The sequence below is a fragment of the Micromonospora radicis genome (genome assembly GCF_003583405.1).
In the GTDB taxonomy this organism is placed as follows: Bacteria; Actinomycetota; Actinomycetes; order Mycobacteriales; family Micromonosporaceae; genus Micromonospora; species Micromonospora radicis.
Genome location: NZ_QXEC01000029.1, coordinates 1 through 18,867 on the forward strand (window position 1 = coordinate 1; position 18,867 = coordinate 18,867).

Genomic DNA, 18,867 nt, shown 5'->3' on the forward strand with positions numbered 1-18,867 from the left:
GGGCTGCCAGCCACGGCGCCAGCGCGGATCATCCAATGCTGTCTATCGATCACCGGCCCGCCGCACCCGACTTCGAGACACGACTAGCTAGACCTTCGCTGCGCCCGCAGCCCCGCCCCGAGTTAGGACTTACCTGTCTAGTCGACCCCGAAGACCTTCTCCAGGTACGCCGCCACCCCGTCGGTGGAGTTCGCCGAGGTGACCTCGTCGGCGATCGCCAGTACGGCGGGGTGCGCGTTGGCCACCGCCACCCCACGGCCCGCCCAGGTCAGCAACGGTACGTCGTTGGGCATGTCGCCGAAGGCCAGCACCTGGCTCGCCTCGACGCCGATCCGGTGGCAGTACCAGGCCAACCCGGCCGCCTTGGTCACCCCGGCCGCCGAGATCTCCACCAGGCCGGAGTGCGAGGAGTGGGTCGCCTCGGCCAGCCCGGCCAGGGCACCGGCGACCAGCTGGGTGAACCGGTCCGGATCCTGCTGCCCCTCGGCCCGGACCAGCAGCTTCACCGCCGGTGCCGAGTGCAGCTCGTCGGGCGTCAGCACCGCCCGGATCGCCGTGTCGTCGGCGTCCCAGCGCAGCGGGTAGTGCGCCTCGTGCCGCATCTGCCGACTGTCGACTACCTCCACGGCGAAGCTCACCCCGGGCACCTCGGCCCGCAGCCGGCGGGCCACCTCGGCGAGCAGCTCCGGGGCCAGCGGATCGGCCCGCAGCACCTCGTCGCCGACCGGGTCGTAGACCACCGCGCCGTTGGCGCAGACCGCCGGCAGCGGCTCGGCCAGCTGTTCGTACACCAGCTTCAGCCAGCGGATCGGCCGGCCGGTGACCAGCACGACCGGCGTGCCCTGGGCGGAGATCCGGGCCAGCACCTCGGCGGTGTGGGCGCTGAGCGTACGGTCGTCGCGCAGCAGCGTGCCGTCGATGTCGCTGGCGACCAGTCGGGGCGTTTCCTCCATCACCTGGACAGTAGCCGGTCGAGGTAGACCGCCACCCCGTCGTCGTCGTTGCGCAGGGTGATCTCGTCGGCGGCGGCCCGCAGCGTCGGGTGCGCGTTGGCTACCGCCACCCGCGCCCAGCCGGCCCACTCGAACATCGGCAGGTCGTTGGGCATGTCGCCGAAGACCAGTACCTCGGCCGGGTCGACACCGAGGCGCTGCGCCACCACGCTCAGCCCGGTCGCCTTGTCCGCCCCGGGCGGGCAGATCTCGATGAAGCCCAGCCCGGCCTGGGTGAGCGTGGCCAGCTGCGGCGGAACGATCTCCTGGGCCACGCTGAGCAACTCGTCCACATGATGGTCGGCGGTACGGGCGAACGCCTTGATCACGTCGCCGGCCAGGCACTCGTCGCGGGTACGTACCTCGAACCGGTCCTGGTAGGGCCAGGCCGGGTGGTAGTCACCCCACAGCGGGGCGTCGTGCTCGTCGGACGCCTCGACCATCACGGTCAGTGGGCCGACCGCCGCCTCCAGATCGGCCAACAGGCTGGCCAGTACCTCGCTGGAAAGGCGTTCGTCGCGGAGCACCACCGGGCCGGCGGGGTCGCTCTGGTCCACCACCCGGCCGCCGCCGGCCATCACCAGAAAGTCCGCCGCGCGGATGTCGTTGCGGGTCAGCTCGGTCAACCGGGGACCGCGACCGGTGGCACCGACCACCGGGATTCCGGCGGCACGCACCCGGTCCAGCACCCCGTGGGTGTACGCCGACACGGTGTCGTCGCTGCGTACCAGCGTCCCGTCGAGGTCGGTGGCGATCAGCTTGGGCAGGCCCGGGCGGGTCATCGTTCCTCCTTCGCCCGCCGCCGTCGCGGCCAGCCGTTCCGGTCGTCGATGGCGACCCGGCGTGACGGCGGGCAGCAACCGTACCTCGCCGAACCGGTCGCAACCATGGCTTCCAGGCGAATCGGGTGCCAACGGACGGCGCAGCTCGGATGGCCGGCGGACAGCCGGCCACACCTCGCCCGGTCGGGGTACGCCGCGCGGGTCGGACGGGGTGTCCCGGGCAGGTCAGTCGGGGTGGGCTTCGCGCGCGAAGGGAACCGCCGGGGCGACGGTGATCTCGATCGGTGGCCGGTCGTCGTCGGAATCGTCCGCCTCGATCCGGCGGGGCCGCGTCCGTCGCCGGCCCGGCTCGCCGTCCGGCCCGTCCGACCCGGCCGCGCTCCGCGCGAGGGCCGCCGCGAACAGCAGCACGGCGACGAAGGCCATCACCAGACCGCGCCCCAGCTCGACGTCGATGCCATCCGCGTTGGCGTAGGTCCGGCGCCCGTCGTCCTGGAGCGAGATCGCGGTCGCGGCCAGCACCGCGAGCAGCCCCACGGCCAGGGCGAGCCCGGCCACTCGGGCGTTCGGCCGCACCGGGGCGGTGCCGCGCAGCGCGAGGGCGGCGGTGGCGCCGAGCACGAGGAGGCCGACGAGGTAGCCGATGCCCAACCCGCCGATCTCGGAGACGTTGCTCGGCATCTCGACCGGCGTGCCGTCGTAGGCGCCGCCGGTGGGCAGGGTCACCGTCACCCACTCGCCGAGCAGGGACGCCAGGGCGGCCACGGCGCCGAGGCCGGCGAGCAGCAGCGGCACCCGGTGGTCCTGGTGGAAACCGGAGACCGCCCGACGCAGCCGACCGGTCTCGGTCGCCTCCTCGGGCTCCGCGCCCCACTGCATCACCGTGCTGCCGTCGGACCGGTCGTCCTGACGGGGGATGGAACGGTCGTCGGTCACCGCTGCACACCTCCTCGTGGCCTGGTCCGCGTACCGGCTGGGCCTCGGGGTCTGTGACGAATCATGGCACAGCCGACCACCATCGGCCGGCAGCCGGACGGCGACAGCACCCCGGAAGGACGCCAGTCGCCGCCCGGTGGGCTAGCGTCAGGACATGCCTATTCGTACCGCTTCCGCACGCTGGCAGGGCAACCTCCCCGAGGGCTCCGGCACGATCCGCACCGGCAAGGGCGGACTGCAGGGGAACTACTCCTTCAAGTCCCGCTTCGAGGAGGGAGAGGGCACCAACCCCGAGGAGCTGATCGGCGCCGCGCACGCCGGCTGCTTCTCGATGGCCTTCTCCAAGGCGCTCGCCGACGCCGGCACGACGCCGACCTCCGTGGAGACCACCGCGAAGGTGCACCTGGACAAGACCGACGCCGGATTCACCGTAACCCGCATCGAGCTGGACACCGTCGGAGAGGTGCCCGGCATCGACGAGGCGCAGTTCGCCAAGCTGGCCGAGACCGCCAAGCAGAACTGCCCGATCTCCCGTCTGCTGTCGCCGGGCGCCGAGATCACCCTCACCGCTCGCCTGACCTCCTGACCGCTACCCGCCCTGCGCCGATCCCGTACGACGGTCGCTGCCTGGCTTCGGGCTGCCGCGATCGAAGTGCGGGATCGGCGCGCGGGTGGGAGAGAATGGGACCGTGGCGGTCGAGATGGAGCGGGAGCGGTTCGAGGAGTTGGTCGGGGAGGCGCTGGACGAGGTTCCGGAGGAACTGCTGGCGCTGATGAGCAACGTGGTGATCCTCGTGGAGGACGACCCACCGCCGGGGGAGGATCTGCTCGGCCTCTACGAGGGGCACGCGTTGACCGACCGGGGCTGGGACTACGCCGGTGTCCTGCCGGACCGGATCCTGATCTACCGGAACCCGATCCTGCGGATCTGCGACACCGACGAGGACGTCATCGAGGAGGTCGCGGTGACCGTGGTGCACGAGATCGCCCATCACTTCGGCATCGACGACGCCCGGCTGCACGAACTCGGCTGGGGCTGAGCGTTGCGGGCCTGACCTACCGTCTCCGCCAGAAACGGCGAGTACGGGAGGAACCCATGCGCAGCGAGCTGTTCTCGGCGGCGAATCTGGAGCGGGAGTCCGCGCACCCCGGCATGCGGCTGCAGAACGCCAAGATGTTGAAGGTCGAACTGGATGGCGAGGTGCTGGCCCGGGTCGGCTCGATGGTCGCCTACCAGGGGCAGGTGCAGTTCCAGGCGCTCGGCTCCGGCGGGCTGGGCAACTTCCTCAAGCAGAAGCTCACCGGCGAGGGTGTGCCCCTGATGAAGTTGACCGGTCGCGGCGACGTGTTCCTCGCCGACTTCGCCAAGGACGTGCACATCATCGACCTGGAGCCGGGCGACGCCCTGTCCATCAACGGCTCCAGCGTGCTGGCCTTCGACGCCGGACTCCGGTACGACATCAAGCTGGTCGGCGGGGCGGGGATGGCGTCGACCGGCCTGTTCAACTGCGTCTTCACCGGGCAGGGCCGGATCGCGGTGACCACCCGGGGCACCCCGGTGGTGCTCGCCGTCGACGCGCCCACCTACGTGGATCCGCAGGCCGCGGTGTGCTGGTCGGCCGGGTTGCAGACCGGCTACCACCGGGCCGACCAACTCGGGCTCGGCACGCTGCTGGGCCGTACCACCGGCGAGGCGTACACGATGAGCTTCGCCGGGCACGGCTTCGTCGTCGTCCAGCCGTCCGAGGAGCCGCCGGTGCTGGGCAGCGGCCAGCAGGACCAGGGTGGGGCGCTCGGCGGGCTGTTCCGGTGAGACCTCCCGACCACCACGCACCGGGCTCAGCTCGGCGCACCGGCCCGGCTGTTCAACTCAGTTCGCCCGCCCGCAGCCGGGCCAGCCAGGCGGCGGCGTCGGTGTAGTCGGCTTCGGAGAGACCGGCCGGGGCGGGAACCGGGCGCTCGCCCGCCGTCCCGGTCCACCGGTGTCGGGGGTAGGAACCGAGGAACCGGACGTCCGCGCACACCCGACGCAGTCCCTGTAGCGCCTCGCCCAGCCGGACGTCGGCGACGTGACCGGTGCAGTCGAGGAAGAAGACGTACCGGCCGAGGGCCTCGCCGGTCGGCCGGGACTCGATGCGGGTCAGGTTGACGCCCCGGACGGCGAGTTCCATCAGTACGGACAACAGCGCGCCCACCCGGTCGTGCGCGATGTATACGGCGAGCGAGGTGACGTCGTCGCCGGTGGGCGGCGGTGGCGGACCCGGCCGGGAGAGCAGCGCGAACCGGGTCACCGCGTCGGGATGATCAGCGATCTTGTCGGCGAGTACGGCGAGCCGGTGCCGGGCCGCGCCGATCGGGGCGCAGATCGCCGCGTCGTACTCGCCGGTGGCCGCGCCGGCCGCCGCCGCGCCGTTGGAGAGCACGTCGACCACTGTCGCGTCCGGTAGGTGGGCCCGCAGCCACCCCCGGCACTGGGTCGACGCCTGCGGATGCGCGGCGACGCTGCGCACCGCCGGCAGTTGGGTACCCGGCCGGGCGCCGAGAACGAACTCCACCGACAGGATCACCTCACGGGTGATCACCAGCGGCTCCCCCTCGGCCAGCTCGTCGAGGGTCACGCCGACCGCGCCGCCGATGGAGTTCTCCAGCGGCACCAGCGCGGCGTCGGCGTCCCCGGCGCGTACCGCCTCCAGCGCATCGCCCACGCTGCGGGCCGGCGTACGGGTGCCCCGTTCGGCGGCGGGCACGGTGCGTAGTGCCTGCTCCGCGAAGGTGCCCTCGGGTCCGAGGTAGACGAATCGGGTCGGCGGCGTTCCCGGCATGGCGCCCAGCCTACGCACCCGGGCCCGGTGACGAGGCCGAAGGCGTCGGTAGCGGGGTGGTCGGCAGCGGTGTCGTCGGCAGCGACGGCACGATCGGCGTCGACGTGGGCAGCGGTATCGTCCCCGGGGCATCGTCGCCGCAGGCCAGCGTACGGATACCCGGCGGCGCGGCCACCCGTACCTCGGCCGAGCAGACGTCCGTGCCGGCGGTGACCAGGCGCACCGTGCCGGCCTGCTCCCGGGTGACCACCTGCAACGGCTCGTACCCGGTCACGTCGAGCGCGGTGAACTGCCAGTCCGCCGCGCAGCGCGGGCCGTTGTCGACCCGGACCTTCGCGGTGCGGGGAAGCGGGCCGTCCCGACCACGGACCAGGTCGATGATCCGTTGCGGGGAGGGGCCGTTCCGGCAGGCCACGGCGACCAGACCGGGGTCGGTCGACGGGGTGGGTGTGCCGACGCCGGGCAGGCCGACGGGGGGCGTCGGCGTGGACGTGGCCGACCCGGTCGCGTTCGGCGTCGCCGGCAACGTGGGCAGACCCTGGGCGGGGCTGCGTACCTCCGGCGGTTCACCACAGCCGGCCAGTAGGAGCGTGCCGAGCACCAGGAGGAGCGGCGGGCGCCACAGCCGTCGGTCGGGGGCTCCCGGCCGACGGCCGGCAGCGGCGACGGGCATCGCCTCAGAGCTCGGAGAAGAAGGTGAGCGAACCGGCCACGCCCTCGCCGGCCAGCACCGGCGTGGAGATGGCGTCCACGGTCGCGTCGGAGGCACCCTCGGGCGCCTCGATGCGCAGCAGGCCCCGGGCCAGCCGGCCGGAGGAGAGCGCCAGCAGTGGCGGGATCTTGTCCAGCTCCGGCTCGGTCAACTCGCGCGGGTTGGCGGTGAAGTCCAGCAGCCGCAGCCCGCCGTCGAGCAGCGGCAAGCCGATCAGCTCCTCCGGCGTACCCAGGCAGAGCAGGTCGCAGCCGCTGGCGGAGACCGCCACCACCCGCGTCTCGGCGTCGATCAACAGGCAGGGCTCGTCCGCGCTGGAGACCGTCGCCGACCACCGGCCGATGTTGTCGTACTCCTGCTCTGTCGGTGTCCCCGGTGCGGTCGCGAACACTTCCGAGAGCGAGAGTTCGACGTGGGCCACCGCGCCTCCTATGTACACCGACGGTACGTCCACGCTAGCCGGTCGTCGCGGCGACCGCCGACCGCGCGCCGGCAGTCCGGGTCGCCGCCGGCTGCCCGTCGCGCCGGCGTGGGCCTGGGCGGAACACCGGCCGGTCGACCGCGTGGCGTCGCCGCAGACGTTACCGGTGGGTGGCCGCCTTGTCAGCGGCCGTTCGGCCGTCCTCGTACCACCGGTAGTCCGCCGCCGGTGGGTGACTGCCGCTCATCCAGGTGCTGGGGTGCTGCGCGACCCGGGAAAGCTTCTCGGCGGTCGCCGGACTGATCCGGTTGCCGGCGGCGACGAGCAGCCGGTCGAGTTCCCGATGCGTCGCCATGAGGCAGTCCTTGGGCAGGCCGTAGACGCTGATGACGCCCGAGCCCACGAAGGTGAGCACGGGCGTCACCGGGATCGGATGGCCGACCGCCGCGGTGAGTGCCTTGCTGGCCCGCCGGGCGTCGCGCCGGGCCTCTGTCACGTACGGCGGACGCTTGCCGTTGATCTGCACCACGTCCCCAGCGACCAGGACCCGGGCCCGGCCGTGGTCGGCGATGGTGACGGCGAAGAGCCCACTCGGACCGATGGCGAGGAATCCGGCGTGGTTGTCGTCGCTCTCGTCGAGCAGGATCTCCGCGGCGTCCGTACGCGGCCAGTCGACGACGTGCCAGGCCGGACCGAGGTGGTCGAGTTGGCCGAGCGCGCGGGCACCGGCCGCCTCCAGCCGGCGGGCGCCGCGCTCGGCCCGCCGACGGCGGGCCCACTCCAACGGGGACGGACGAGGGGCCGTGGTCAGCCCTGGTGCCTCCGCGCGGGGGTGGGGTACCGCTGCGGGCGGCAGTGCCCGGGCGGACGGTACGGCTCTGCGAGCGGGGTAGACAGTCATCGCGACCTCCGGCAAAAGGTCCCTCGAAGTTACGTTCTCACTACCCTACGTTGCCACTCCCGGTGGTCGGCAAGCCGGAGCGCCGGAATGAGTGTGGATGAATGCCATATTCATCCACAGCCCTTTTTACCGGATGCCGCCAAACCCTGCCCTACGCTGCGAGAGTGACCCACTTCGTGGCCAGTGAGGTCGGGCGGCTCAACACGGTGCTGTTGCACCGCCCGGGGCCGGAACTCGCCCGGCTCACCCCACGCAACAACGACTCGCTGCTCTTCGACGCCATCCCCTGGGTGGGGCGTGCCCAGGAGGAGCACGACGCCTTCGCCGGGGCGCTACGCGAGCACGGCGTCGAGGTGCTCTACCTGACCGACCTGCTCACCGAGACGCTTGCCGTGGCCGACGCCCGCACCGAGCTGACCGACCGGGTGCTCAGCTCTCCCCGGCTCGGCGACACCCTGCGGTCCCGAGTCGCCGCCCACCTGTCGTACCTCGACCCGGCCGCGCTCGCCGGGGTGCTCGTCGCCGGCCTGGCACACGAGGAACTGCGGCTCGCCCGGGACCGCCGGGGTGGGCTGGTCTACGCCCTGATGGACCGGCACGACTTCGTCATCGACCCGCTGCCGAACCTGCTGTTCACCCGCGACTCGTCGCTGTGGATCGGCGACCGGGTGGGGGTGACCAGCCTGGCCATGCCGGCCCGGCGACGGGAGAGCACGCTCACCGAGGCGATCTACCGCCACCACCCGCGATTCGCCAACACCGGGTTCGTCTACCAGCCGGAGTTGGAGCACCTGGAGGGCGGCGACGTGCTGCTCCTGGCGCCCGGCGTACTGGCCGTCGGAGTCGGTGAGCGGACCACGCCGGCCGGTGCCGAGCGGCTGGCCCGCCAGGTCTTCGCGGCCGGGCTCGCGCACACCATCCTCGTGGTGCCGATCGCGCAGGAGCGCGCCACCATGCACCTGGACACCATCTGCACGATGGTCGACGTGGACACGGTGCTGATGTACCCCAACGTCGCCAGCACGCTCTCGGCGTACACCGTGATCGCCGGCACCGACGGCGAGGAGCTACGGGTCGACGGCCCGGCGCCGTTCCTGCGTGCGGCGGCCGACGCGATGGACCTGGACCAGCTCCGGGTGATCGACACCGGGCTGGACCCGGTCACCGCCGAACGGGAACAGTGGGACGACGGCAACAACACCCTGGCGCTGGCGCCGCGGCTCTGCGTCGGCTACGAACGCAACATCGAGACCAACGCGCAGCTGGAACGGGCCGGCATCGAGGTCATCCCGATCGCCGGCTCGGAGCTGGGCTCCGGGCGGGGCGGTCCCCGCTGCATGTCCTGCCCGCTGCTGCGGGGGTAGGGAACCGCCCGGCTCGGCGCTCGTCTAGCGCAGGGTGAGCTGGCGTCCGAGCAGGCCCTGCCGGGACCGCCGGGCCGCCGCGTCGAGCGGGCCGGTCTCGGTGAGCGCCTCGGCGTACCGCTTTGCGAAACCGGCGACCGGATCCTCCCAGTCGTCGGCCGGGGCGTCCTCGGGCAGATCCCAGACCGGCACCAGCCGTCCGTGGGCGCGGAACATGCCGGCGAACCGGGTTCCCTCGCCGAGGGTCAGCGAGCCGGCGGCACCGAGTCGCGCCAGCGCGTCCAGAGCGGCCTCCTCGTCCTGCGGCAACACCCAGCGCACGTGTGCCTTCTCCGGCACCCGGCACCAGTACGCGGCCCGCGCGGCGGTCAGCCGTACGGTCGGGTAGATCGCGGCGTTGGCCCGCTCCAGCGACGCCTGCACGGTCGGGTCGCCGACCGCCTCCGGCACCAGCCAGAACTCGAAACCCTCGTGCAGGGTGATCTCCAGGCGGTCGTCGACCAGGATGTCCTGGAGCCGGGGACCGGGACCGGGCAGCGGTGGCACGGCGACCGGGGCGCCCGGCTCGGTACGCAACGCGCAGAGCAACGAGTCGGCCAGGTCCCGCGAGACGTCACCGGACTGCTGGTGCCGTTGCAGCCCGACCAGGACGTGCCCGTCCTGCCGACTCATCGCGGGTGCGGCCATCGGCAGCACGGTGGCCAGCGTGATCGGGCGGTCGCCGTACTCCTCGACCAGCGCCGGGGCGAGCCGCAGCGGTGCCGAGGCGGCGGGGACCAACTCCCGCAGGGCGATCCACTCCGGCTCGTCCGCCAGCCCTTCGAAGGGACGCGGGACGAAGACGTCCCGCACCCGCTCGCGCTTTCCGTTCGGCTCGGCCGCCCGCTGGTTCTTTCGACGCTTGCTCACGGCGAGACAGCCTAGAGGCCCCGGCGGCACCGGGTGGGCAGGACCCACCGCTGCGCCGCCGCCCCACCCGTTGGTGCCTCGTTCAGCCGGCGGGCACCATGCCCGGTCGGTCGGGTACGGGGTCGAAGTCCGCCCAGACGCTCTGCCCGAGGCCGTCGCGCTCGACTCCCCAGCTGCTGGCCAGGCCGGCGACGATGTGCAGGCCGCGACCGTCGGCCGCGTCGGTGTCGGCGGGGCGGATCCGAGGCCCGCAGGCACCTCCACCGTCGGTGACCCGCAGCCGGACCTGTGCCCCGTCGGGCGTCGCGCGGAGCCGCCAGGCCACCCGGACCACCCCGCCGGGCAGCGGGTCGGCGTGCCGTACGGCGTTGCCCACCAGCTCCGCCAGGACCGCCACCAGGTCCGCCAGCACCGCCGGGGTCACCACCTCGGCCAGGTCTGCGGCGAGTCGGTGCCGGGCGATCTGTGCCCCGGTGGCATGGTGCGGCACGACCACGCACCATGCTCGTTCGACCGCCAAAGTCGACACCTCTGCCCCTCTTCCGCCCCCGTGGTCCCCACCGATCACCTGCGGGGCAGCCGCACCTCTGCGACCGTACCGCCACCTGTTCTCGGTCGAAGGAATACCCACCCGTTCTGCTGTTCAACGATCCGGCGGACGAGATAGAGGCCGAGACCGGTGCCCGGATACTGGCGCCGGTCGCCGGAGTCGCCCTGCCAGAACCGGTCGAAGGCCCGTTCGACGTGCTCAGGGCGTACGCCGATGCCGCGGTCGCTGACCCGGAGGCTGACCGTCTGGCCGTCCGAACCGGCGCTGACCTCGATCGGTGAGCCGGGCGGGGAGTACTTGCCGGCGTTGGTCACCAGCTCGGTGAGCACCGTGGCGAGGCTCTGCCGGTGCCCGAGCGGCCGGGGCAGCTCGGCCGGAATCTCCAGGCTGGTCCGGCGGCGCAGCTCGGTGGGCAGGTCGGCGACCGCGGTCCGCAGCGTCGCACCGAGGTCGAACGGCGTCGGCGGGGCGTCTCCCGGCCACGCCTCGGCCGAGGAGGAGAGCAGCCGGTCGAGCAGCCGGGCGAGTTCGTTCGCCCGCTGACCGATCACCCGGGCCGCCTGCCTGCGGTCGGTCTCGCTGAGCGACTCCCAGTGGTCGGTGAGGGTGTCCGCGTACCCCTTGATGACGGTCACCGGGGTACGCAGCTCGTGGCTGGTGACCGCGACGAACAGATCGCGCTCGTGGTCGTGGCGCTGCTGGTCGCTGATGTCCCGGAAGGTGACCACCCGCAGCGTCCCCGGGCCGGACAGGTCGCCCGACGTGATCCGCAGCCAGCGCCCGTCCGGCAGCCGGTGGTCGAGGACCTGCCCGGAGGGGGGCAGCGGGAAGGGCAGCGGGCGGTTCAGCGCCTCCGCCGAAGACCGGCCGGTCACCCGGGCGGCGGCCGGATTCCAGAGCCGGACGTGGGCGTCGGCGTCGACGACCGCCAGCCCGTCGGCGAGGGCGGCCACCACCGGACCGTCGCCGTGCACCGGCAGGCCGCTCTGGTCGCCGTACATGTGGGCGATGCAGGAACCCAGGTAGGCCACCACGCCCCGCTGCTCGCTGCTGGGCTCCTCGTCGCCTGCGAGGTAGAGGGCGTGCAGGCTGCCCACCGTGTGGCCACCGATCTCCGCCCGGGACACCACCATCCGGCGCAGCCCGCGTTCGGCCAGCTCGACGGCGAGCTGACTGCTGAGGTGTTCGGTCCGGACGCACTGCACCCGGGGGCCGGCGAGCAGGCAGATGGTGGCCGGGTCGGTGGCCGGCAGCGGGCGGCCGATGGTCCACTCGGCGGCGCCGGTGGCGGCGATCACCCGGCCGCCGCTCGGTGCGAACTCCACGAACGCCATGCCCGCGGCGCCGAGCGCCGGCTGGGCGACCCGGAGCAACTGGGTGAGGACCGGCAGGCCCGCGTCGCCCGAGTTGATCATCTCGATGATCACGGTGTTCCCGGCGATGAGAGCCGAGTAGTCGGTGCGGTCCGCCATGACCCAAAGTGTGCACCGCCGTCCGCGCTACTGGGCACCCCCGGACGGGTTACCGGGGTAACCGGGCGAGGGTCTGCGCCGGGCGGTCGGTGATCACGCCGTCCACCCCGGCGGCCAACACCAGGTCGAGGTCGGCGGGCTCGTTCACGGTCCAGACGTAGACCTCGTTGCCCGCCGCCCGCAGGGCGGGCACCAACCTCGGCCGGGACCGCACCAGCGCGATGCCCGGCCCGGCGATGCCGGCTCCGAACGGCAGTCGGCCCAGTTGCAGCCAGCGGGGCAGCACCTCCAGCAGCAGCACCGTCGGCAGCGCGGGGGCCAGCGCCCGGATCCGGCGTACGGCCAACGGGGAGAAGGACATCACGGTGATCCGTACCGGATCGTCGGGGTGCGGTTCGACCAGGCCGTAGCGACGCAGCAGCGCGACCAGCCGGCGCTCGACGTGCCCGCCGTAGCGCGACGGGTGCTTGGTCTCCACCAGCAGCCGCACCGGCCGTCCGGCCGCCAGCACGGCCTGGAGCAGCCGTTCGAGGGTGAGCAGCCGGGTGTGCGAGTCGTCGAGTACCTCGTCACCGTCGGCCGGTACCCACCCCGGGTGCCAGGAGCCGAAGTCCAGCTTCTCCAACTCGGCGAGAGTACGCGCGCTGACCAGCCCGCGGCCGTTGCTGGTCCGGTTCAGCCGACGGTCGTGCACGCAGACGAGGTGCCCGTCGCGGGTCAGCCGCACGTCGCACTCCAGCCCGTCGGCGCCCTCGTCGAGCGCCCGCAGGTAGGCGGCGAGGGTGTGCTCAGGCAGGTCGTACGACGCGCCTCGGTGCGCGAAGACGAGGGGTGGGCCCATCCGGTGCCGCCCCTACAGGACCCGGCCCGGCTGCCCGTCCGTGCCGACCACCGGTCGTCCGGCGGCGGCCCAGTCGCCCATCCCGCCCGCGACGTTGCGCACCTGCTCCCACCCGTTGCGCATCAGGTACGCCACGACCTGCGCGGAGCGCCCGCCGGAGCGGCAGATGACCGCGACGTCCTGGTCGGTCGGCACCTCGGCGATCCGGGCCGGCAACTCCATCATCGGCAGGTGGTGGGCGGTCGGCGCGTGACCGGCCTGCCACTCGTCGTCCTCCCGGACGTCGAGCAGGTACGTGTCGTCGGTGATCTCGGCGACGGTGACGGTGGGAATCTGTGATCCGAACACGGTGCAAGGGTAGAACCTCGATCGGCGTGATCCCCCCGGCCTCGGCCGGTGGCGGGTCAGAGGTGCGTCACCCAGCGCGGATGCGCGCCCGCCCACTGGGCCATCCGGGTGCCGCGTACCGCCTCGAACAGCCCTTCGCCGCCGTTGTCGAGTACGACGTACGACACCTGGTCGATCGTCTGCGGGTACGACGGCACCTGCACCCCGCGCAGCCCGTCGGCGGACAGGCCCCGCAGCGCGAGCAGCAGGTCCTCCACCGGCACCCCGTTGGTGTCCACGGTCAGCGACTCGCCGACGGCCTGGATGAGCCGGTGCAGCTGGACCGGGTCGGTGCGGAGTCGGGTCTCGCCCGCGCGTTCGAGCATCGCCCCCAGCAGCTGCTGTTGATGGGTCTGTCGGTCGTAGTCGCCGCCGGGCAGGTCGTAGCGTTGGCGTACGTAGTCGAGCGCCTGCGCGCCGTCCATCCGCTGGCAACCGGGTGCGAAGACCCGGTTGGTGTGGATCGAGCGCACCTCGGTGCGTACGCACATGTTGACGCCGCCGAGCAGGTCGATCACATTGCGCAGGCCGGCGAAGTCGACCAGGGCGGCGCCGTCGAAGCGAACTCCGGTGAGCCGGGCCAGGGTGGCCGAGAGCAGCTGCGCGCCGGACTGGCCGCCACCGCCGTACTCGTACGCGGTGTTGATCTTGTCTTCGCCGCCGGGCCAGCCGTTCCCGGGTGGGATGGTGACCAGCAGGTCACGTGGCACGGAGACCAGGTAGCCCTCGCGGAGCCCGGCGGGGACGTGCACGATCAGGATGGTGTCGGTGCGTTGTTCCGGACCGACGTCGTCGGGGCGTTTGTCCGATCCGACGAGCAGGTAGTTGAGCGGACCGTCCAGGTCGGTGCGGTCGGCGCGGGCGGACGGGTCCAGCAGCTGCTCGCGGGTGACGGTGCGTTCGTACCGGTCGGCGAGCACCCGGAGACCGACCACGGCGACCGCCGCCAGCAGCACCACCACCAGCCCGGTCCCGAGCAGTACGCGGGGCCACCGCGGCCGCCGGGGGCCGCTCCCCGGTTTCCGCGTCCCGCCGTCGTACGCCCGCCTGGCCGTGACACACCTTCCCTAGCCCGACATGAAGTCCGCTCATGTCAGGCTAGGGAAGGTTCACGCAGGGTGACGGCGCTTCCGGGTATTCCGGTCGCCCGCCGGTCACTTCCGGTTGGAGATGACCTCGGGGTTGTAGAAGACGAACTCGGCGAGCTTGTCCTGCCGAACCGCCCGGAACATGTCCAGGGTCTGTTCGTCGAGCGCCTCGTTGCCGCTTCCGGTGGCGTTGTACGTGCCACCGTTGGTCTTGAGCATGATCAGCTCGTTGCCGGTGACCCCGCGCATGGTGAAGACGAAGTCCTCCACCGACACGCCCCCGGTGTCCAGGATGAAGGCCTTACCGGCGGCCTTGATCAGCTCGTTCAGCTTGAGCGGGTTGGTCAGCGTGCCGTTCTGGGTGGCCTTCTTCGCCATCGCCTTGATCAGCTGCTGCTGGTTCGCCTGGCGGTCGTAGTCGCTGTTGGCCAGGCCGTAACGCTGCCGGGAGAAGTCCAGCGCCGCCCAGCCCTCCATCTCCTGGCAGCCCTTCTTGTGCACCACCGGAGTACGCGGCTTGCCGGTCTTCTTGGCGTCCGCGTTCCACATCGGCTTGCCGTCGACGTACGACATGTGGGTCGACTTGACGTCCTGCTTCGGGCAGATCCGCACCGAACCGAGGGCGTCGATGACGTTCTTGAAGCCGCCGAAGTTGATGATCGCCGCGCCGTCGAAGCTGACGCCGGTCATGCCCTTGATCGTCTGTGCCATCACCTGGGCGCCGCCCTCCCAGCCGCCGCCGTTGCGGGCGCCGACCTGGAACGCGGCGTTGATCTTGTCGACCCCGCCCGCGTAGTTGCCCTTGGGCCAGGCCGGGATCCGCGCCTCGGTGTCCCGGGGGATCGAGATCAGGTACGCCTGGTCGTGGGTCGCCGGGATGTGCAGCACGATGATGCTGTCCGCCCGGACGTCGTCGGCGTCCCAGCGCTCCCGGGCGTCCACGCCGAGCAGCAGCAGGTCGATCGGGCCTTCCAGATCGCCGCCGCCCTCCGCCTGGGTCTTGCCCGCGTCGCCGATCAGGTTGCGCTGCGAGATGCTGCCGGTGGCCTGGCCGATCACCGCCTTGCTGCCGACGATGGCGACACCGCTGGTCATCATCAGCACGGCGCCGGCAACCACGGTGAGTCGGGCCCAGAGGGGATCCTTGCGGCGCGGGCGGCCCTTGCCGGCCTTGCCGGCCCGGGGCTTGCCGCCCTTCGGCGGGGGTGGGGTGGCAGACGCATGAGGTGGCTCGAGCAGGGCGGAACTGTGAACCGGCATGCGTGCTCCAGCTCGTGTGTATCCAAAGGGGGCGGGAACACCTTACGTACGCATTCCCGCCATGGCGAGTTCGCGTGACGGTCAGTCACCGTTCTCTACCGCGTCATCCTGCGGAAATAGCCGAACGGACTGACTTAATCAGCCGATCGACGGTTGGTTCACAGTAACTACTCAGGGTGGTTCGTCAGCCGCTCTTGCTGGTCGGCGGCTTGTTGGCCTGCACCCACTCGGCCATCGTGTCGGCGGACATCGCCCGGTACATGGCCAGCGCCTTCTCCCGGTCGGAGACCACCACCGACTCGCCGTTGATGGTCTCGCTGCCCAGGTGCGGGCTGGTGACGAAGGTGAGGTTCTCGCCCCGCAGATTGCGGAACTGCACCGCCATGTCGGTGAGCGAGAAGCCGTTGTCGACGGTGACCGCGTCGGTCACCGACCGGAGGAAGGCGTTGAGCTTCTTCGGGTTGGTCAACGTGCCCGTGCTCGCCGCCTTGTCCATCAGCGCCCGGAGGAACTCCTGCTGGTGGCGCATCCGGGCGAAGTCACCGTCGGGGAACTGCTTGCGCTGGCGGATCCAGTCCAGCGCCTCGGTGCCGTTCATCTGGTTGGTGCCCTTGGTGAACTTCCGGTACGGCTTGTGGATCGAGGTGATCGTCCGCTCCACCTCCAGCTCGACCCCGCCGAGGGCGTCGGTGACCTGCTTGAAGCCCGCGAAGTCGATCGCCATCACGTGGTCGATGTGCACGTCGGTGAAGCACTCGACGGTGCGTACCGCCAGCGGCAGCCCGCCGAAGGCGAAGGCGGCGTTGATCTTGCGGCGTTGGCCCGAGTCGCAGGCCGCGCTCGCGCTCTCCGGGATCGGCACGTACAGGTCCCGCGGGATCGAGACCAGGTACGCCTTCTGGTGGTCGGCGGGGATGTGCATCACGATGATGGTGTCGGCCCGCCACTCGCCGGCCTGGTCCATCGGCGCGTCCGGATCCCGCGAGTCGGTGCCGACCATGAGGATGTTCAGCGCGCCGTCCACCGCCTTGGCCGGTCGGCCGCCGGTGATCTCGGAGAACGGGTCGGTCCGGGCCAGGTTCTTGTCCAGGCTGCGGGCGTAGAACCAGGCTCCCCCGCCGCCGACCAGGGCCAACACCAGCACGGCGATGCCGGCCACCAGGGCGATCCGGCGCCAGCGTGGTCGCCGACCGCGCGGCTGCCCGGCACCGCCGGGGCCACCCGGGCCGACCGGTCCGCGGGGACCACCGGGCCCACGGCCGGCGGTCGGCTCGTCGTCGTACGCCGGGTACCACCGGGTGTCGGTCGGGCCGGCGGCGCGCCCGGTCCGGTCCGGGCCCGGCACCGCCGCGCGCCCGGCACTGCGGTGCAGGAGAGGAAGCCGGAGGGCGGCGGGGATGGTCGCTGACATGTAACTCAGGGTACGCAGCCCCGGCCACCGGCAGCCTCAGCCGGCAGCCGCGTCGTGTCGGACCGGCTACCCTAGCTGCTCGCGGAAATGGTCGATCGTGCGTCGGAGGCCCTCTTCCGGCGGCACCGTCGGCTCATAGCCGAGCGCCTCGCGGGCGAGGGTGAGATCGGGTCGGCGCATCTCCGGGTCGTCCGCGCTGCGGGTGACATACGTCACCTCGGACCGGCTGCCGCAGAGCGACACGATCGTCTCGGCCAGTTCCCGCATGCTCATCTCGTGCTCGGTGCCGCAGTTCACCGGGCCGCTGTGCGTCGAGTCCAGCAGCAGCAGGATGCCCCGGACGAGGTCTGCCACGTAGCAGATCGAGCGGGTCTGGTTGCCGGTGCCGTGCACGGTGATCGGCTCGCCGCGCAGCGCCTGGGAGATGAAGGTCGGGATGGCCCGGCCGTCGTCCGGGCGCATCCGCGGGCCGTACGTGTTGAAGATCCGTACGATGGCGGTGTCCAGCCCCCGGCTGCGTCGATACGCCATCGTCGCGGCCTCGGAGAAGCGCTTGGCCTCGTCGTACACGCTGCGGATGCCGATCGGGTTGACGTTGCCCCAGTACGTCTCCCGCTGCGGGTGCTCCTTCGGGTCGCCGTACGCCTCCGAGGTCGAGGCGAGCAGGAACCGGGCGCCGTCGGCGACCGCTCGGTCCAGCAGGTGCAGCGTGGCGACCGAGCCCACCCGGAGGATCTCCACCGGCAGCTTCTCGAAGTCCGTGGGGCTGGCCGGTGAGGCCATGTGCAGGATCGCGTCGAAGCGCTCGGCCAACGCCGGGTGGGCGGGCAGCCCGTCGGAGATGTCCGCCTCGACCAGGGTGAAGGTCGGCGTGTCGAACAGGTGGGCCACGTTCTCCTTGGACCCGGTGACGAAGTTGTCCAGCGCGACCACGGTGCAGCCGCGGCTGATCAGTGCATCAACCAGATGCGAGGGGACGAAACCGGCGCCGCCGGTGACCAGGACCCGGTGACCGGGGCCGAAACGCTGCTCCACCTTCATGTTCGCCAGCCTATAAGGAGAGGCCCCGGGTCAACGCCTCGCGTCGTGCCGGGAACCCCGGTCAACGCAGCTCGTGATAGCGGCCGCGATGATGCAGCAACGGCTCGGTCCCGTCCACCAGCTCCACCTGCTCGATCGTCGCCTCCACCAGCAGGCTCCAGCCGTACTCCCGGGCAGCGTCGAGCCGGCAACCCGCCCACCCGCCCGCGTCCGCCGGCACCGGACCGTACGGGGTTTCGGTCCAGGCGTCGATGGCGAACAGGCCACCCGGCGACGGAAACAGCCCGGCGAACCGGTCGGCGAGCTGCCGGTGCCCCGGCCCGAGCGGCACCACCGCGAACCGGCCGGCCTCCTCGATCGCCGCCCACAGATCCGACTCGGCGTCGATCAGACCGAGCAGCCGACCCGGCGTGCCGTCGGCGACCAACGTCGAGGAGACGGTCAACCCGGCCGGCCCCGGCGCCGTCCAGAGCGTCACCGGCGCGGCGAACCGACCCCGGAACCGGCGTACCGGAGAACGTTGGCCGGCCGGTACGGCGAACGGGTCGGTGTGGTGGATCTGGGCGCCCGGGTCTGGATTCACGTGAAACATTGTGGCCCGTGCTGCCGGCCCGCGGGCCGATCCCGCTGGCCCGTGGACCTGTGCCGCTGGCCCGTGGACCCGTGCGGCCGGCCCTCGGACCTGTGCTGCTGGCCCGTGGACCTGTGCTGCTGGCCCGCGGGCCCGTGCCCAGGTCAGGAACCGGTCGTGCAGGTCGGCGTGGTGGAGCTGCCCGTTGAGCTGACTGAGCTGGGTGTGGGCCTCTGCCATCAGCAGTCCGAGGTACACCAGGAGCGCGGTCCGATCCTTGCGATACTCGACCAGCAACGAGAGCCGGGCCGGCTGGCAGGGCCAGTGCGCCCCGCACGCTCGACAGCGCCAGAGCGGTCGCATCGGGAGGTGCGGCACGAAGCGGCTCATGGTCGAGCCGACCGTCT

At 72.0% G+C, this 18,867-nt stretch carries 20 protein-coding genes and 1 pseudogene; 4 read left to right on the plus strand and 17 right to left on the minus strand.

Annotation, left to right across the window (positions count from 1 at the left end):
• Positions 1–137: 137 nt before the first annotated feature.
• The 3 genes from D2L64_RS22990 to D2L64_RS23000 form a co-directional block, all read right to left on the minus strand.
• The gene (locus D2L64_RS22990) at positions 138–953 is read right to left on the minus strand and encodes an HAD family hydrolase (RefSeq protein ID WP_119579293.1); all 816 of its coding nucleotides are present in this window, start codon (positions 951–953) and stop codon (positions 138–140) included.
• Entirely contained in the window at positions 953–1,774 is an 822-nt protein-coding gene (locus D2L64_RS22995) for an HAD family hydrolase (RefSeq protein WP_119579294.1), read from the minus strand. The genes D2L64_RS22990 and D2L64_RS22995 overlap by 1 nt, the downstream gene beginning before the upstream one ends.
• Before the next feature lie 225 nt (positions 1,775–1,999).
• Positions 2,000–2,710 carry a hypothetical protein gene (locus D2L64_RS23000; RefSeq protein ID WP_119579295.1) on the minus strand — a complete coding sequence of 237 codons (711 nt, stop codon included), beginning with the start codon at positions 2,708–2,710 and terminating at the stop codon, positions 2,000–2,002.
• Between the two features lie 154 nt (positions 2,711–2,864).
• Here D2L64_RS23000 and D2L64_RS23005 point away from each other — a divergent pair, with 154 nt between their 5' ends.
• The 3 genes from D2L64_RS23005 (at position 2,865) to D2L64_RS23015 (ending at position 4,523) form a co-directional block, all read left to right on the plus strand.
• Positions 2,865–3,296, plus strand: coding sequence for an OsmC family protein (locus D2L64_RS23005; RefSeq protein WP_119579296.1), 432 nt, complete (start codon positions 2,865–2,867; stop codon positions 3,294–3,296).
• A gap of 115 nt (positions 3,297–3,411) precedes the next feature.
• Complete coding sequence (locus tag D2L64_RS23010) at positions 3,412–3,750, plus strand: metallopeptidase family protein (RefSeq protein WP_119579346.1); 339 nt, start codon at positions 3,412–3,414, stop codon at positions 3,748–3,750.
• A 56-nt stretch (positions 3,751–3,806) separates the two neighbouring features.
• Positions 3,807–4,523 carry an AIM24 family protein gene (locus tag D2L64_RS23015; RefSeq protein WP_119579297.1) on the plus strand — a complete coding sequence of 239 codons (717 nt, stop codon included), beginning with the start codon at positions 3,807–3,809 and terminating at the stop codon, positions 4,521–4,523.
• 52 nt (positions 4,524–4,575) lie between these two features.
• Here D2L64_RS23015 and pheA read toward each other — a convergent pair whose 3' ends face one another.
• The 4 genes and pseudogenes from pheA to D2L64_RS23035 form a co-directional block, all read right to left on the minus strand.
• On the minus strand, positions 4,576–5,532 hold the full coding sequence (gene pheA / locus D2L64_RS23020) for a prephenate dehydratase (protein WP_119579347.1): 957 nt from the start codon (positions 5,530–5,532) through the stop codon (positions 4,576–4,578).
• Positions 5,533–5,650: 118 nt separating this feature from the next.
• Positions 5,651–6,205: pseudogene (locus tag D2L64_RS23025) on the minus strand (hypothetical protein); the annotation flags it as partial.
• Positions 6,206–6,209: 4 nt separating this feature from the next.
• Positions 6,210–6,665, minus strand: coding sequence for a hypothetical protein (locus D2L64_RS23030; protein ID WP_119579298.1), 456 nt, complete (start codon positions 6,663–6,665; stop codon positions 6,210–6,212).
• A gap of 160 nt (positions 6,666–6,825) precedes the next feature.
• The gene (locus tag D2L64_RS23035) at positions 6,826–7,566 is read right to left on the minus strand and encodes a hypothetical protein (RefSeq protein ID WP_119579348.1); all 741 of its coding nucleotides are present in this window, start codon (positions 7,564–7,566) and stop codon (positions 6,826–6,828) included.
• Positions 7,567–7,730: 164 nt separating this feature from the next.
• On the opposite strand from D2L64_RS23035, the gene D2L64_RS23040 reads away from it, so the two are divergent.
• A complete protein-coding gene (locus tag D2L64_RS23040) occupies positions 7,731–8,930 on the plus strand; it encodes an arginine deiminase (protein WP_119579299.1) in 1,200 nt (399 codons plus the stop codon).
• A 24-nt stretch (positions 8,931–8,954) separates the two neighbouring features.
• Here the strand turns inward: D2L64_RS23040 and D2L64_RS23045 are convergent, their stop codons facing one another.
• The 10 genes from D2L64_RS23045 to D2L64_RS23090 all read right to left on the minus strand — a co-directional run bounded on the left by D2L64_RS23045 (position 8,955) and on the right by D2L64_RS23090 (position 18,823).
• On the minus strand, positions 8,955–9,839 hold the full coding sequence (locus D2L64_RS23045) for a DUF5926 family protein (protein ID WP_119579300.1): 885 nt from the start codon (positions 9,837–9,839) through the stop codon (positions 8,955–8,957).
• 82 nt (positions 9,840–9,921) lie between these two features.
• Entirely contained in the window at positions 9,922–10,335 is a 414-nt protein-coding gene (locus D2L64_RS23050; protein WP_199714729.1) for an ATP-binding protein, read from the minus strand.
• Between the two features lie 68 nt (positions 10,336–10,403).
• Positions 10,404–11,861, minus strand: a complete 1,458-nt coding sequence (locus D2L64_RS23055) for a PAS domain-containing sensor histidine kinase (protein ID WP_119579302.1) — start codon at positions 11,859–11,861, stop codon at positions 10,404–10,406.
• Between the two features lie 49 nt (positions 11,862–11,910).
• On the minus strand, positions 11,911–12,702 hold the full coding sequence (locus D2L64_RS23060; protein ID WP_119579303.1) for a glycerophosphodiester phosphodiesterase: 792 nt from the start codon (positions 12,700–12,702) through the stop codon (positions 11,911–11,913).
• 12 nt (positions 12,703–12,714) lie between these two features.
• Positions 12,715–13,050 (minus strand): rhodanese-like domain-containing protein, encoded by a 336-nt coding sequence (locus tag D2L64_RS23065; protein WP_119579304.1) that lies wholly within the window; start codon positions 13,048–13,050, stop codon positions 12,715–12,717.
• A 56-nt stretch (positions 13,051–13,106) separates the two neighbouring features.
• On the minus strand, positions 13,107–14,051 hold the full coding sequence (locus tag D2L64_RS23070) for an LCP family protein (protein WP_456080980.1): 945 nt from the start codon (positions 14,049–14,051) through the stop codon (positions 13,107–13,109).
• Between the two features lie 192 nt (positions 14,052–14,243).
• Entirely contained in the window at positions 14,244–15,437 is a 1,194-nt protein-coding gene (locus tag D2L64_RS23075; protein ID WP_233559102.1) for an LCP family protein, read from the minus strand.
• Between the two features lie 184 nt (positions 15,438–15,621).
• The gene (locus D2L64_RS23080) at positions 15,622–16,848 is read right to left on the minus strand and encodes an LCP family protein (protein WP_119579305.1); all 1,227 of its coding nucleotides are present in this window, start codon (positions 16,846–16,848) and stop codon (positions 15,622–15,624) included.
• 66 nt (positions 16,849–16,914) lie between these two features.
• Positions 16,915–17,889, minus strand: a complete 975-nt coding sequence (locus D2L64_RS23085; protein ID WP_119579306.1) for an NAD-dependent epimerase/dehydratase family protein — start codon at positions 17,887–17,889, stop codon at positions 16,915–16,917.
• A 61-nt stretch (positions 17,890–17,950) separates the two neighbouring features.
• Entirely contained in the window at positions 17,951–18,823 is an 873-nt protein-coding gene (locus D2L64_RS23090) for a flavin reductase family protein (protein WP_407663180.1), read from the minus strand.
• Positions 18,824–18,867 lie beyond the last annotated feature (44 nt).

Bases quoted from the DNA above. Each gene is read 5' to 3' on its own strand.
- D2L64_RS22990 (WP_119579293.1), bottom strand. From the start codon at position 953: ATGGAGGAAACGCCCCGACTGGTCGCCAGCGACATCGACGGCACGCTG.
- D2L64_RS22995 (WP_119579294.1), bottom strand. From the start codon at position 1,774: ATGACCCGCCCGGGCCTGCCCAAGCTGATCGCCACCGACCTCGACGGG.
- D2L64_RS23005 (WP_119579296.1), top strand. From the start codon at position 2,865: ATGCCTATTCGTACCGCTTCCGCACGCTGGCAGGGCAACCTCCCCGAG.
- D2L64_RS23010 (WP_119579346.1), top strand. From the start codon at position 3,412: ATGGAGCGGGAGCGGTTCGAGGAGTTGGTCGGGGAGGCGCTGGACGAG.
- D2L64_RS23015 (WP_119579297.1), top strand. From the start codon at position 3,807: ATGCGCAGCGAGCTGTTCTCGGCGGCGAATCTGGAGCGGGAGTCCGCG.
- pheA (WP_119579347.1), bottom strand. From the start codon at position 5,532: ATGCCGGGAACGCCGCCGACCCGATTCGTCTACCTCGGACCCGAGGGC.
- D2L64_RS23035 (WP_119579348.1), bottom strand. From the start codon at position 7,566: ATGACTGTCTACCCCGCTCGCAGAGCCGTACCGTCCGCCCGGGCACTG.
- D2L64_RS23055 (WP_119579302.1), bottom strand. From the start codon at position 11,861: ATGGCGGACCGCACCGACTACTCGGCTCTCATCGCCGGGAACACCGTG.
- D2L64_RS23060 (WP_119579303.1), bottom strand. From the start codon at position 12,702: ATGGGCCCACCCCTCGTCTTCGCGCACCGAGGCGCGTCGTACGACCTG.
- D2L64_RS23075 (WP_233559102.1), bottom strand. From the start codon at position 15,437: ATGCCGGTTCACAGTTCCGCCCTGCTCGAGCCACCTCATGCGTCTGCC.
- D2L64_RS23080 (WP_119579305.1), bottom strand. From the start codon at position 16,848: ATGTCAGCGACCATCCCCGCCGCCCTCCGGCTTCCTCTCCTGCACCGC.
- D2L64_RS23085 (WP_119579306.1), bottom strand. From the start codon at position 17,889: ATGAAGGTGGAGCAGCGTTTCGGCCCCGGTCACCGGGTCCTGGTCACC.
- D2L64_RS23090 (WP_407663180.1), bottom strand. From the start codon at position 18,823: ATGCGACCGCTCTGGCGCTGTCGAGCGTGCGGGGCGCACTGGCCCTGC.